Source organism: Paenibacillus sp. Pae15, assembly GCF_024519685.1.
Taxonomy (GTDB): domain Bacteria; phylum Bacillota; class Bacilli; order Paenibacillales; family NBRC-103111; genus Paenibacillus_G; species Paenibacillus_G naphthalenovorans.
Genome location: NZ_JALJRM010000018.1, coordinates 17,690 through 31,979, shown reverse-complemented (window position 1 = coordinate 31,979; position 14,290 = coordinate 17,690). Strand labels below are relative to the sequence as shown.

Below are 14,290 nucleotides of genomic sequence, written 5' to 3'. Positions count from 1 at the left end.
TCTCTAGATCGTCATCGCCCCGAAGCCCCCGTCCACCCGAAGAAGGGCTCCCGTAACAAAGCCGGACGCCTTCTCCGAGGCCAAATACACGGCAGCCCCCTGAAGCTCCTCCGCTTCGCCGAACCGGTTCATCGGCGTGTGCCTCATGATCGCATCAACCCGGTCGGGCGACAGGATTTTACGGTTCTGCTCAGCCGGGAAGAAGCCTGGAATAATAGCGTTCACGCGCACTCGCGCCGGCGCAAATTCGCGCGCCAAAAACTGCGTCACGTTGTTGACCGCCGCTTTGGAAGCGGAATAAGTGAATACGCGGGAGAGCGGAGGCTCGGAGGAAACGGAGGAAATATTGATGATGCTGCCTCCCTCGCCTTTATCAACCATATGCTTCCCAAAAATTTGACAAGCCAACACCACGCTTTTCAGATTTACATCCATGATCGCATCCCATTCGTCCATCTGCAGCTCAAAGAACGGCGTCGGGCTGTTCATTCCGGGACAGTTCATCAGCACGTCGCAGCGGCCCGTCCAAGCCAGAACCTCCGACAATACCCGCCTCAGATCGTCTGCGTTGGTCGCGTCGGCAGAGAAGCATCGTGCTTTACCTCCCGCCTCCTCCACACGCTTGGCCACCTCTTCGGATTTCTCCATGTTGCGTCCTACAATCGCCACATCCGCGCCGTGTCCGCCCAAGCCGACTGCCATGGCGCCGCCCAAAGTACTGTTGCCGCCGATGATGACGGCTGTTTTTCCCGTAAGATCGAATAAATTCATGCTCATGGTCGAAAAGCCCCCTTAGGATTGCGTGTGCGTCAATTGGAAAGCGGCGATGGCATCAAACTCGTCCTTCAACTGATGGTACACACGATTATAAATTTTTGTCAACTGTCGATATATTTCGTGGTTCCGCTCACTGGCCTGAAGCGACTGTTCCACATGCATCCAATCATGCACGCTGGAGAAGTCTTTAATCTCTCCAAGCGCCAGCATGCCTAACTGGGCCGCCCCGAGACCGGAACTCTCAATGGTATTCGGTACGGCGACGTCCGTGCCAAGCACATCGGCCATCATCTGCAGCCAGAAAGGCGATCTTGCAAACCCTCCCGAGGCGCGCACTTCCCTGGTCGGACCGCCCAGCTCCTCAAGAGCCTTCACGACCGAATGGATCCGGTACATGACGCCTTCGAGCACGGCGCGAATCATGTGTTTCTTCTGATGATACAAGGATAATCCGAAAAAGACGCCGCGAGCATTCGCGTTCCAATAAGGCGCGCGTTCTCCGGACAGCAGCGGAAGAAAGATCAATCCGTCCGAGCCCGCAGATACTTCGCGCGCCAGCGCCGTTAAGTAATCATACGGATCCATTCCGCGGCGCCGGCCTTCTTCCGCTTCCGCCGTGGCTAACTGGTCTCGCACCCAGCGGAACATGATGCCGCCGTTGTTGATCGCCCCTCCGACGACCCAGAAATCCTCCTTTAAGGCATAGCAGAACAACCGGCCTTGCGGATCTGTCACCGGCTCGCGCACGACGCCTCTCACAGCGCCGCTTGTCCCTATAGTCACGGCATACACTCCCTGGTCCAGGGCTCCTACGCCGAGGTTCGCCAGAACGCCGTCGGAAGCCCCCACTACAAATGGAGTATCTTCCGCGAGCCCCATCGAAGCCGCAGCATTCGCGTTCATGCCCTGCAGGATGCAGGTCGTGGGTACCGGGTCAGACAGCTGTTCGCGTCGAACGCCGCAGGCCGCGAGCGCTCCTTCGTCCCATTCCAGCCTGCGCAGATTGAACAACCCCGTGGCGCTGGCTATGGAATAATCGATGACCAGCTTACCGAACAGCCTGGCAAATACGTATTCTTTAATTCCGATAAATTTGTAGGCCTGATCGAACAGGTCGGGCCGATGGTCGCGGAACCACATCAGCTTAAGCAGCGGGGACATCGGATGAATCGGCGTTCCCGTATTCCGGTAAATATCAAGTCCATTTAACTCTTCTTTCAGCACCTTCACGTAAGCTGCACTGCGGTTATCCGCCCAAGTGATGCAGCGTGTCAGCGGCCGCAGTTCCTTATCCACCGCCATCAGACTGTGCATCGCCGAGCTGAACGATACACACAGCACCTGCCCCGGCAGAACGGCGGCTTTGCGTACCACCGTACGAACAGCGGTCAGCACCGCTTGGAATATTTCATCCGGATCCTGCTCGGCCATATCAGGCGCAGGCGTAAACAAAGGATATTCCACGGAATGAGAAGCAAGCACTCTGCCACTCCGGTCGATCACAAGCGTTTTGGTGCTCGTGGTGCCGATATCCGCTGAAATGATATAAGGCTTTTGTACTGACGAACCAATCATTTAAATCAAGTTCCCTTCCTTGTTGAATGGCAAGTCGTATGGTTCGGTTAAAATCTCAATGTCCGGATGAAGCCTTGCTTCTTCCAGCAAATTCACGGAAATCTCGATTTCACCGAGGTGCAGCGTGTCTTGAATCCGTACCAAGCGGCATTTGGTATAATCCAGAATGTTGCATGTTTTTATTGCGGCTTTGATGGCGTAAAAATCGTTTTCGAGCGTCGTCGCAATTTTGGTCGGCGCACAAACGGTAGACGTCAGGCCATTGGCATACGTGGCAGCCAGATCCATTTTATCCACCAGGCGCTGGGTTGTAAAATCGGCCGTTCCCACCCCGTTTGCATTGCCTTTGGTCTCTGGCGTCGTATCGAGGACAACCATCTTGGATACGTCCGGTCCGCCATGCGCATAAGGCGTAGGATAGCGGCCGGTCACGTTCGGGTCCATGCCGTCTCCGCTAATATTTTTTCCGATATAATCAATGACCAGCACATCGATTTGATCGAATAAAATTTTAGGGAGCCGTGCTTTGGCGATCTTCAATAGTTCGATCTCGCGCTCCTCGATTTGCTCCGCGGGCAGAACCTCGACGATACACGTTTGGTCATAGGCGTTCTCAACCAGCGCAATTCCGAATACGATCGGCAGTTTGTCCAGCATAATGCGCGCCATGGCAGGCACATTCTCCGCCATATATTTAAATCCGAGCTGATGGCACGCTTCCGCCCCCTTCTGTTTGCCGAGGCCGATGGAAATCATTTTCATAATTCCGCTTTCGATCGGCCCGCGGAAGGCGGTGTGCGGTTTCACACGGTTAATAACGATAATCGCGTCCGCTTCCGAAGCATACTTGTCCACATACACCGGCAGACCGTTGGGAAGCTGATCGATCTTCACCACTTCCATGGAGGAACGGATCGGCGCGCCCATCGCTTCCTCGGTTATGCCAAGGTGATGGAGCACCTCCCTCTGCCCCTCAGCCGTTGCTCCTCCGTGGCTTCCCATGCACGGAACGATAAACGGGTGCGCTCCCGCCTGTTTAATCGCATCTATCGTCGTTTTGGTCAACGCAGCGATATTAGCCACGCCCCGGCTGCCCACAGCGACGGCGACCTGCTGCCCCGGCTTGATTCGGTCGATCGCCCCGGGCTTCCCAAGCTCTTTAACCAACTCTTCGACCGGATTCTCCAGCTTGTCTCCATTGAATTTTTGCCGGATCTTGACTACTTGCGGAATCGGGATATCTTGAAGCAGTTCTCTTAATATGCTCATTGCTCTTGTCAGCCTCCTGCGATGGTTTTGACAGAGTCCCGGATGACGAGCTCCGTGTGAAAGTAGACGGTCTCATGCTCCAATTGCTTGCTTTCAATAAACGCAAGCAATTTTGCCGCCCCCGCCCGGCTCATCTCTTCGATCGGTCTTCTGATCGTCGTCAAAGCCGGCGTCATGAAAGCGGAGAACAGTTGATCGTCGAAACCGACGACCGAAAGGTCGTCCGGCACCTTGAGCCCGCGTTCGGTTATGGCTTTCACGGCCCCGAGAGCCATATCGTCATTGCAGCAAAATACGGCTGTGGGACGCTCCGGCAGATCCAGCAGCCGGTTCATCGCGGCATAGCCGCTTTCCAGATCATAATTTCCCTGCGCCGACATAGCTTCTGAAAACGCCACATGATATTTCCTTAGCGCTTCAAGATAACCGTCGCGGCGGGATTGAGTCGATTTGAAGCCTTCCTTGCCTTCAATAATGGCAATTCTGCGGTGCCCCTGTTGAATTAAATACTCCGTCATCCGAAAGGCTCCGCTTTGATCGTCCGGCACAACATTCATGACCTGGACGTCCTCGATTTCACGGTTCAATACGATAAGCGGAATGCCTTTCTCCGCGGCATATTCAATGAACGGCTGGTCGCTTGCGCTTTGGCTCATCACGATAATGCCGTCGAAGCTTTTCCGGTTCACCTGATGAAAGCTTTTGTAGTCGTCGATCCCGCGAACGATCAAATTATATTCATCTTTAATGACGTCATTCACGCCTTTGATCGCCTCGTACAAAAATCCTGCGGAAGTACCCGTACGCAGAGTCGAAAAAAACAGCCCCAGGTTGTAGGAACGATCCAGCACCAAACTGCGGGCGCTGTAATTGGGCGTGTACTGCAGGCTTCCGGCAATCGCTTTGATCCGTTCCTTCGTTTCCGGATTAATCAGCGGACTGTCGTTCAGCGCCCGGGAAACGGTTGTGTGCGATACGCCAGCCAGCTTGGCGATATCCTTGATCGTAACGCTGCTCATAATCCAACCACCTCTTTGCTGTAATCATAACACAGAATTGCACACGTTAACAATGCTCTTTTTATTCATCTTTCTTTCGTCACGCAGACCTCTTTTTACCGTTCCTTTCCGCTGCATTCTTCATTCAGGCTGACATACGAAACGGCCCATGCGGATACACAGGCCGTTTCACATTTCGTATTCACATTTCAAGCAGTAGCATTTCATGCCTTAGCTCCTTCAACCTTTCTTTACATGCATCGGCGGTTTCGCGGTCTCCGTTCTGCAGCGCTTCGTGCAGAACGGCCAGTTCGTAATCAAGCTCCAGCCTCAACACCGGGATACGTTCATCCGGACGTCTGGAACGGAACGCCTGCATCATTTCCTCCACCGTTACGACAGGTTCTTTTTGGAATAACACTTTATGCTCCACCCCCGAGATTTCCACCATCCGAATGATTTGGCCGAACATGATGTTTTCGATCAGGATTTGCCGGTCTTTAAAGCGTTTGACGACAGCATGACCTCGTGTATCCCCGATCATTTTCTCCATGAGCTCCGCGAGCTTCTCATCCTTAAAGGAGTAGTTGCCAACAATCTTGTACCTTTCTCCTATCCTTTGGAATTTTAATTTTACCAGCTTGCGGCCGGTCCGGATGGAAACGATAAATTGCTGATCACTTTCATTCCAATACAAGGAATAACCTTCTTGTATAAGTGTTTTGATGAAGTTACGGATTAGCCGACGATCAAATCGTAACTCAAGGTTGCAATATTCCACTTCATGACTTTTACTCACGGCAATCCCTCCTCAGGTAGAATAGCAAGAACAAAGTTTCATCGGTTGCGTTGAACATTGCTGGGTCAGACATTGTCTATGATAACGACGAGTAGCGGATCCAACCTGCAATATCTTTGATAGAATTTTCTGATTTTTCTGTTTCTTAGTTCTATCTTATTATGAATCATATGTTTTAGCAACTTGGATTATTGTCTTTTTTTACGAAATTCGAACCTAATTTTTTGAAAGGCCTGGCACAGGGAAACAAGAGGAAGGAGAAACTGAGGCCGATAAACAGCGGAAGGCTTGTAAAACAAAACATCGCCCAGGAGCTGTTTCCTGAGCGAGAACGTGTTGAATTTATCCTGTTGCGGTACAACTCTATATACCGGGTTGTATAGACGGCAAGCGGTAACGCTTCATCGGGAGTCTCGGGAAACTTAAGGATTCTCCCGCTTGATCGCTTCGTCCTCCAGATCCGTCTTCGAGTAAATATTCACTGTATAGCTCGTATTCAGCCAATCGGAGTTTTTATTCACCTTAAGCCGGTCTTTCCAATAGCGTTCGAAAACGTAGCCATCCTGCGCGCGTACCGTTTCCAGATAGTAATAATCGTACATATCCTCTTCGCCTGTTACTTTATCGATAATGATCGGCTTTCTATACATATATATGTTGTCGTAATTCGCGACAAGGGTGTTTTTAACATGGCTCCGCAGCATTTTCAGCTTCTCGGGATGAAGCTCCCCATTGATGACATACGATTCGTAGTCGGCGGAATACACCTGTTCAGGGGTCTCACGCAGCCTTTTATTCAATTCGCTCTCACTGATGAATAATGCGCCTGTCAAGCGCTCCTTGGCCTTATTCAGACCGTTGGTGTCTATACCCATTCGCTTGACGTCCGACTCCCGGTAATACGGGGCATAGTTGGTCGAACTGTTGTTGTATGTAATCAGCATCGGGTATTCCGCCCCGAGATATTTCAGTGTGATGGAATACGGATTATAGAGCTCGATGGATTCATAGTTCGGATTCCGCTCCTCCACCTTCTGCTCCGGGTTGATCCGGCTGTTAATATAAATCGTTTTGGTCTCGCCCCTCCACAAGACGTTGGCCCCCATCAGGCGTCCCAGTTCAGCTAAAGGCAAATAGCTTTTGTCTTCATAAATCAGCGGCGGGCCCGACAATTGAACAGGCTTGCCGTCCAGCACCAACCGGAAATCCGGACGCAAATAAGCCTCTACCTTCTGCAGCACATCCTCTGCATATACCCCTGCGGTAAAAGTGCTCCCCATTAAAGCTGCCATCCAAAAAACGCGTTTAATCCGATTCATCGTCATTCAAACCTTTCTATTCATAAGGAAAATAATGGACATACTTATATACAATACGACATATTTCTGTCGAAATCCTGCAAAAAATGGTGTTGACAAGACTTTTAATTCCTATAAAATTAGTTGGTATGATTGTTCGCATATCAAGGAGAGTGACCACGTTGATTGAAATCAAAAACGTCAGCAAAACGTTTCATCAGCGCACGGGAGGCACCTTTACGGCCATAGACAATGTATCGCTCACGATCAACAAAGGCGAATTCGTTTCGCTGCTCGGACCTTCCGGCTGCGGCAAATCGACCTTGTTGAATCTCGTTGCCGGACTGGAGCAAGCCGAGCAAGGGACGATTACCGTGAATGGAAAACCGTGCAGTACGCCGGGGCCCGACCGCGTCGTTGTGTTTCAGGAACATGCGCTGTTTCCATGGCTGACGGTTCTCGATAACGTAGCCTTCGGTTTAAAACAAAAAGGCATAGGAAAAAAAGAACGCGAAGCTTTGGCTATGGAGCAGATTAAAGCGGTACACCTCAGCAAGTTTGCCGACCGTTATCCCCATGAGCTCTCCGGAGGTATGAAGCAGCGGGCGGCCATAGCCCGCGCGCTGGCTATGGACCCTGAAATTTTATTGATGGACGAGCCTTTCGCGGCGCTGGACGAGCAGACCCGACTGATTTTGCATAAAGAATTAGAAGAAATCTGGATGCGCACGCGCAAGACCATTCTGTTTATTACGCATAATATCCGGGAAGCGGTTGTCCTCTCGGACCGTGTGCTCGTCATGTCGACCCGACCGGGCACGATTAAGAAAGAGTTCGCCGTGAGGGCGGCTCGTCCCCGGGATTACTCCGATTCCGTCTTGCACCACGTAGAAGCCAGCGTTATGGAAGCGTTGGCCGATGAACTTGAAAAAGTGGTAAAGGAGGAGATGGGCGATGAGTACAGCATTAAGAAGAAGCCTCTTTCTGATTCTTCTGCTGATAGCATGGGAAGCGGGATATAGAATTTTCGACTGGGGCTGGAAGTTCCCTTCCGTGCTTCAGACCTTCCAGGCATTCTATGACGGGCTGGTTCACGGACAGCTGCTGGAGGCTACCTATCAAAGTTTGAAGAGACTTCTGATGGCCTTTATTCTGGCGATCGTGGTCGGCACGGTGCTCGGCTTTATGTTCGCGCGCTATCGTCTTATTGACGATACGATCGGCTTTCTGGTCGTTGCGCTGCAGACGATTCCGAGCATCGCCTGGCTCCCGTTTGCTATTATCTGGTTTGGCATGAGCGATTTTGCCGTAATCTTTATCACCACGCTCGGGGCGACCTGGACCATGGCCATGGCGAGCCGGACCGGGATCAAGAACATTCCGACCCTTTATATTAAGGCAGCGCAAACGATGGGCACCGGGAATGGATTGCGGATGTTCTATCAGGTGATGGTCCCCGCCGCTTTCCCCCATATGATGACTGGTGTGCGCGTTGCCTGGGCGTTTGCCTGGCGGGCGCTGGTTGCCGGCGAATTGATCGCCAAAGGCGTGGGGCTTGGCCAACTGCTTCAGGACGGACGCAATCTGGCGGATACGGCGCTGATGCTTTGCATCGTCATTATCATCGCTGTGCTGGGTACGATATCCGACCATTTCTGCTTCAAGCGTCTGGAGGATAAGCTGCTGGTCCGTTATGGCCTGATCAGCACCAAAAAATAAGGATCTTATCGATCCGGTCACACAACCAAAAAGGAGAGGGTTTACAAATGAAAAAAAAATCCGCACTACTCGCATTAGCGCTGTCCGGCGTGCTGGCACTAACGGCATGCGGCGGTAAAACAGAAGCGCCGAATAATGCCGGAAACGACGCTGCCGCGGCCAAGACGGTTCGTCTCGGCATTTTCAAGAACGTGACGCATGCCCCAGGCTATATCGCCCTGGAGCAGGGGTTGTTCCAAAAGTACTGGGGAGATAACGTCAAAATCGAGGTTCAGGCTTTCGACAACGGTTCCGACTTCTCCACCGCATTGGCAACGGATCAAATCGATCTCGGCTTCGTAGGCCCGGGTCCTGCAACAAACCAGTATATCAAAAGTAAAAATTTCCGCGTCATCTCCGGTTCCAACAACGGAGGCGCAGTACTTGTAGCAGGTAAAGATTCCGGTATCAACAGCGTGAAGGATTTGGTCGGCAAGACTGTGGCCATTCCGACCAAGGGCAGTACGAACGAAATTTCGCTGCGTCTTTTGCTCGAGCAGAACGGCTTGAAAGTAACGACGGATACATCCGGCGTGCAAATTATCGCCCGGGCTCCGGCAGACACGCTCATCGCCATGCGCCAAAAGGAAATTGAAGCTACGCTGATTCCTGAGCCGTGGGGAACGCAAATGGAACAGGAAGGCATCGGCAAGGTCATTGTGCCTTGGGACCAAATTCCACCGAACAACGGGAACTATCCGCTCACCATTCTCGTCGCGAGCGATAAATTCCTGAAAGAAAACCGGGAAATGGCGAAGCAAGCGGTCAAGGCCAACGCTGAAGCGATTGAATTTATAAAGAACAATCCCGACAAATCGTATGAGCTGATCAATAACCGGTTGAAGGAGCTCAGCGGCAAAGGGATGGACGTAAACCTGATCAAGGCGGCGCTCTCCCACCTGAACCTGACGACAGATGTGAGCAAGGAAGCGATTGAAGAAATGGCATCCGTCTCCATCAATGCCGGCTACATTAAGGATGTTAAGAAAGAAGAGCTCGACTTGAGCCAATTCCTCGACCTCTCTTTATTGGATGAAGTAAAGCAGGGCAAGTAAAATAAAATGAAAAACGGAGCTGCGCGGCTCCGTTATTTTTTTGCGCCATATGTGAATACGCTTTCGCTTCATTCCGCGCTCGGCGGCAAAGGGACCTGCCTCACATTACATCATCTCATAAGCAGCCCGCCGTTGATTTCGATCGTCTCTCCCGTCACATAGGAAGCCAAGTCCGAAACGAGATACAGTACGGCGCCGGCGACATCCTCAGGCGTCCCTTCACGCTTTAGCGGAATTCCGGCCACTGTAGCCTTACGCGCTTCATCCGTGGTAAAGGTATCATGAAACCTCGTATTTCCGATAAACCCGGGAGATACATTATTGACCGTAATTCCGCTGAAAGCCACTTCTTTTGCCAAGCCTTTGGAATAGGCCATGATCGCTGCTTTGCTGGCCGCATACAGGCTTGCCCCCGGTCCGCCGCCGTTATGCGCGGCAATGGATGTCATGTTGATGATCCGTCCCGCTCCCTTCGCTTTCATGCCGGCAAGAACCCGTTTACACATGAATACTGTACTTTTCAGATTTACGTTCATGATTTTCTCGTAAATCTCTTCGGTCATCCCGGCATTGTCCACGCGCTGCACCAAGTGGCCTGCGTTATTCACCAATATGTCAATCGATCCTCCAAACGCCCGTTCGACCTCGCTTACTAAGCGGTCGATTTGCGCCAGATCGGTCACATCCGCCTGAACCAGCACCGCTTCTCCTCCGGCGGCGCGTATGGCTGCCACCGTTTCTTCTCCCTGGTCCACGCTGCGCAAGCAATTGACACCTACCTTCGCACCGCTTTCGGCTAATGCAATGGCAATAGCGCGGCCAATCCCCACATTAGAACCTGTAACCAAAGCGATTTTCCCTGTCAAGTCAATGTTCATGATCTTTTCCTCCCAAGTTCATATGCTAAGGTCTTCTTCTTCATTAAACTGCAAATTCCCCTTTCTTGTAAATCATTTCTGCTCACAAATGTGTTTGAACGACGGAGCAATTTATTGAACTGAGGGGAAAGGTTAAGAAAACTCTATTTTTTCAACTTATCGTTTATCTCGCGTAGAACCTCTTCCATCCGTTCCATTCTTCTCAACATGGAATATTGGTTACTAATCATACCTGCAAAACCAATGACTAAAACAATCACAATAAAAAGCCCCATAAGTCCTCGCCCACTTCTATGCTTTCATGTATTTTGAAATATTTACAATACATCCTCGTTGCATTATACCATCCATTGCTTCATACAAATGGCGATAACCGTCGATTCCTGCTGTCGTTTCGTGGCCTTCTGCCCTCGATTATGATATATTGTTTGGAGAAAAAGGAAGCATGGAGGGAAACGGCATGACCACGTTCAAGGGGTTTCACCAGGAGGATTTCGATACGTTTACGATTGACGGGCTGGAAGAAAGAATGAAAGCTATTCAAACCCGCATCCAGCCCAAATTTCAAGCGCTCGGCGATGATCTGTTACCATCTCTTTCCGTCCGTTCGGGACTGGAGATGTTCCTTCATATTGCAAAGCATGCCCGCAGGAAAGTGAATCCGCCGGTAGACACATGGATGGCTGTAGCCAATAATAAACGCGGCTATAAGCAGCATCCGCATTTTCAGATCGGCCTGTTCGACGACCGGGTTTTCATCTGGCTTGCATTCATATACGAGCTTCCGAACAAAGGGGAGATTGCCGGGAAGTTTCTGAAGCAGGCCTCCGATATCAAACGGCGTTTGCCGGCGGATATGCTGCTTTCGTTCGATCACATGAAAAAAGATGCGCTGAAGCTGTCCGATCTGGACGAGGCCCAATGGAAGCAAGGGCTTGAACGGTTTCGCGACGTGAAAAAGGCAGAGCTGCTGATCGGGCGCAATATCATGAAGAACGACCCTGTTTTGCAAGACGGGGAGAAGTTCACAGCGCTCGCCAACGAAACCTTTGATCAACTGCTGCCCTTATATCATTTATCCCTAGGCATTCAAAATTAATTTCCGCCTAAGCTTGCTTTAAACTAAGGTTAACCTTGTTTGCATATCCTATAGCTGGTGAAAACCGAAACCTACTTAAGGAGGGTATGTAGCTATGAAGCAGACTTACGCCAAAAAAATGATCGTCTCCTCCCTGACGCTTGCCTTGGTACTCTGCGGGGGAGCGCTCTATGGCACAAAGCAATCCGTTCGGGCGGAGACTCCCGATGCGGCCGTCCAATCGCAGGGCAGTACCGACAAACCGGCGGAAGATAAAAAATGGGCTAACAAAGGCGGTCAAGCACGCGGCATACATAGTAAATCGATGCCGATCTTTGAGGAAGCCGCGGCCATTCTCGGTATGGACAAGGAGACGCTGAAGCAGTCGCTGAAGGACAAGACGCTGGCGCAGCTTGCAGCGGAGAAAAAGATCAGCGAAGCCGACCTGATCGCCAAGCTTCAGGCCGAACGGACGAAAAAAATCGATGAGGCCCTTGCTTCCGGCAAGCTAACCGCGGAAAAAGCGGAGAAGCTGAAACAAAAAATGGGAGAACACCTGAAATTTATGGTGAACCATAAGCTGAATGGCGAAGGAAAGTTTCGAATGCACGGCGGCAAGCATCATATGATATTGCCTGCCAAGGACAAGCTGGCCGGCATTCTCGGCATTTCCGAGGACGAGTTAAAGGCGCAGCTTAAAGCCGGCAAATCGTTGGCGGAGATCGCTCAGAGCAAGGGCATAACCAAGGAGCAGCTGATCGGCAAAATCAAGGACGAGATGACGCCGTGGATCGAGAAAATGGTTGACCGCAAGCATGCTGTCGGCGACAAAAAGACAGAATAACGTGTAATCCATCATAAAAAGACGGTCTCCCCGTCGGGGGTGTCCCATAAGTCACCGAGGTGACGGGGGTACCCCTTTTTCATTTTTGTAAAACAAAAAGAAGCCAAACCTTGGTAAAATGGAAGTGCGAGCAACCATTCAAAGGTGGCCCTGTTTTCTTAACTTCTCGTTTCCATACAGAAAAAAAGATATTCCCGCGGGGCATCTGGTCCGCATTGTCAATGATGCGGTTAATCGGTTGGAATTTTGGTTCATGGCGATCTGACGAGAGGAATAGATTCGCTGGGTGTAGGCGTACACGATGATTTTCGTAAGCATTTTCGGATGGCAGCTATCCCGACCGCCCCCGGATAAGCAGCCGCAAAGATGTTGTCGTACCTGGCCAAGAGGGCGGGATCATAGGCGATCTTCTGCTTTTAAGCTTCATTTCAACGCCTTGCGTTGCAGGTCTGGAAAATATTGAGGATATATAAACAAAGGCCCCGAAAAAATCGGGGCTTTGCCAACAATCTGACGGTGTTCTCCCCGTCTTTTTATGTATTTCATGGCTGATTTGCATCTTATCCTCTTCACTACTCCGTACGCGAAAAAAATAAGCCGCCGCTGCGAAACATTCGATGCGGCGGCTTATTGGGTCGGTTAAAGCGGTTGGGCGGATGCCCGGGTGCCGTTTCGGTCCAACACGATGAAGCGGTACAGCAAATAGAGCGCCCCTACAGACAGCAGAGCTCCGGTAAGGAACGGCAAAGTGTTGCTGTAATCATAGATTCCCGCTCCCAACAGCGGGCCCGAGATGCGTCCCAGGCTGTCCATCGACGAGCTTAAGCCGGACGCTACGCCCTGCCCGACCGGGGTCTTCTGTGTAATGAGCGAAGTGACGCACGGGCGGATCAGCGCGTTCCCCGCGGCAAAGACGCTCAAATAGATCGAAGCCGTAAGCAGGTTCGACGAGAATAAAATGAGTACGAAACCTAGCGCCGAAAGCACAAGGCCGATTCCGACCACACGGGCCTCCTGTCCTTTTTTGATGAGACGCCGTACGACACCGCCTTGAATCAAGGCTCCGACAATGCCGCTGACCGCAAACATAATCCCCAGCTGTGCCGGCGTCGCGCCGATCTGATCTCTCTGGAACAAAAGCAACGTCGCTTCCAGTCCCGCGAGCGAGAATGATACGAAAAACGATAGGATATACAAATATTTGAGCGATCCTACAAACGCGCTCCAACGGGAAGCCCTGGCTTCCTGCGGTTTGCTGCGCTTTTCCTCCGTCAACGATTCCGGCAGCTTGAAGTAGGCGAACACGAAGGTGCCCAAAGCCAGCGCGGCGGCAGCGAAGAACGGTACTTGAATCCCCCATTGACTAAGTATGCCTCCGAGCGCAGGTCCGAAAATAAAGCCCAAACCGATCGACATGCCTACAAGACCCATGCCTTTGGTCCGGTCCTCGTCCGATGTGACATCGGCAACGTAAGCGACGGCGCAAGCGGTGGCCGCTCCGGAAAACAATCCTCCCAATATGCGGGAAACGTACATAAGCCAAAGGCTTTCCAATGCAAGTCCAAAAAGCAAGAAGCTGATACTGAATCCGAGTGCGCCGATCATGATGAGCGGACGCCGGCCGACCCGGTCGGACAGCCCTCCCCATACCGGGGACATCAGGAAAGACGCCAATGAGTAAACCGAAAGCAGCATACCCAAATGAAAATTCTCCGCTCCCGATCCCGTCACGGCGTCGGGAAGTACAGGAATGATGATACCGAAGCCGATAAAAATCGTCATCAGCAGCACCATGATGATGGCGAGCTGTTTGTTCATGTGGTAATGGGTTCCTCCCGATTGCATTAGTTTTCTTTCTTTATCGTACCACATCTTATTTGTCGATGGAAACGAACCCGGGTAAGATTAACAAAATAGACAAACCCCCCGGTTAAATTACCTGCAAAATTATCAAACTATCA

General features: G+C 51.3%; 13 protein-coding genes and 1 pseudogene. 5 read left to right on the top strand and 9 right to left on the bottom strand.

From position 1 onward, the window contains the following. Window positions 1-3: 3 nt before the first annotated feature. The 6 genes from NR121_RS15660 to NR121_RS15635 all read right to left on the bottom strand — a co-directional run bounded on the left by NR121_RS15660 (window position 4) and on the right by NR121_RS15635 (window position 6,737). Complete coding sequence (locus tag NR121_RS15660) at window positions 4-771, bottom strand: SDR family oxidoreductase (RefSeq protein ID WP_171005874.1); 768 nt, start codon at window positions 769-771, stop codon at window positions 4-6. A gap of 21 nt (window positions 772-792) precedes the next feature. Further along, a complete protein-coding gene (gene gntK / locus NR121_RS15655; RefSeq protein WP_256831452.1) occupies window positions 793-2,352 on the bottom strand; it encodes a gluconokinase in 1,560 nt (519 codons plus the stop codon). Beyond that, a complete protein-coding gene (locus NR121_RS15650) occupies window positions 2,353-3,621 on the bottom strand; it encodes a nickel pincer cofactor-dependent isomerase, group 22 (protein WP_062407803.1) in 1,269 nt (422 codons plus the stop codon). It abuts the gene before it with no gap. A gap of 8 nt (window positions 3,622-3,629) precedes the next feature. Further along, on the bottom strand, window positions 3,630-4,640 hold the full coding sequence (locus tag NR121_RS15645) for a LacI family DNA-binding transcriptional regulator (RefSeq protein WP_054818032.1): 1,011 nt from the start codon (window positions 4,638-4,640) through the stop codon (window positions 3,630-3,632). Between the two features lie 181 nt (window positions 4,641-4,821). Next, window positions 4,822-5,418 carry a hypothetical protein gene (locus tag NR121_RS15640; protein ID WP_054818031.1) on the bottom strand — a complete coding sequence of 199 codons (597 nt, stop codon included), beginning with the start codon at window positions 5,416-5,418 and terminating at the stop codon, window positions 4,822-4,824. A 422-nt stretch (window positions 5,419-5,840) separates the two neighbouring features. Further along, entirely contained in the window at window positions 5,841-6,737 is an 897-nt protein-coding gene (locus tag NR121_RS15635; protein ID WP_062410870.1) for a stalk domain-containing protein, read from the bottom strand. Window positions 6,738-6,898: 161 nt separating this feature from the next. Between NR121_RS15635 and NR121_RS15630 the strand changes: the two genes are divergently transcribed. From NR121_RS15630 to NR121_RS15620, 3 genes are read left to right on the top strand one after another with little or no spacing between them, the layout of a single operon-like run. After that, complete coding sequence (locus tag NR121_RS15630; protein ID WP_062407799.1) at window positions 6,899-7,738, top strand: ABC transporter ATP-binding protein; 840 nt, start codon at window positions 6,899-6,901, stop codon at window positions 7,736-7,738. Next, window positions 7,671-8,435: an ABC transporter permease gene (locus NR121_RS15625; protein WP_235594260.1), complete on the top strand. Its 765-nt coding sequence runs from the start codon at window positions 7,671-7,673 to the stop codon at window positions 8,433-8,435. Before NR121_RS15630 ends, NR121_RS15625 begins: the two co-directional genes overlap by 68 nt. A 47-nt stretch (window positions 8,436-8,482) precedes the next feature. Continuing rightward, on the top strand, window positions 8,483-9,529 hold the full coding sequence (locus tag NR121_RS15620) for an ABC transporter substrate-binding protein (RefSeq protein ID WP_054818059.1): 1,047 nt from the start codon (window positions 8,483-8,485) through the stop codon (window positions 9,527-9,529). A gap of 110 nt (window positions 9,530-9,639) precedes the next feature. Here NR121_RS15620 and NR121_RS15615 read toward each other — a convergent pair whose 3' ends face one another. Next, complete coding sequence (locus tag NR121_RS15615) at window positions 9,640-10,407, bottom strand: SDR family NAD(P)-dependent oxidoreductase (protein ID WP_062407797.1); 768 nt, start codon at window positions 10,405-10,407, stop codon at window positions 9,640-9,642. A gap of 460 nt (window positions 10,408-10,867) precedes the next feature. On the opposite strand from NR121_RS15615, the gene NR121_RS15610 reads away from it, so the two are divergent. Both NR121_RS15610 and NR121_RS15605 read left to right on the top strand, forming a co-directional pair. Further along, a complete protein-coding gene (locus NR121_RS15610; RefSeq protein WP_082660979.1) occupies window positions 10,868-11,506 on the top strand; it encodes a DUF1054 domain-containing protein in 639 nt (212 codons plus the stop codon). Between the two features lie 94 nt (window positions 11,507-11,600). Further along, window positions 11,601-12,329, top strand: coding sequence for a hypothetical protein (locus NR121_RS15605; RefSeq protein ID WP_074728194.1), 729 nt, complete (start codon window positions 11,601-11,603; stop codon window positions 12,327-12,329). Between the two features lie 243 nt (window positions 12,330-12,572). Here the strand turns inward: NR121_RS15605 and NR121_RS25485 are convergent. Together NR121_RS25485 and NR121_RS15595 are read right to left on the bottom strand one after the other, a co-directional pair. Next, a pseudogene (locus NR121_RS25485) lies at window positions 12,573-12,677 on the bottom strand (transposase); the annotation flags it as partial. Between the two features lie 291 nt (window positions 12,678-12,968). Further along, the gene (locus NR121_RS15595) at window positions 12,969-14,147 is read right to left on the bottom strand and encodes an MFS transporter (RefSeq protein ID WP_373864967.1); all 1,179 of its coding nucleotides are present in this window, start codon (window positions 14,145-14,147) and stop codon (window positions 12,969-12,971) included. Window positions 14,148-14,290: the final 143 nt, after the last annotated feature.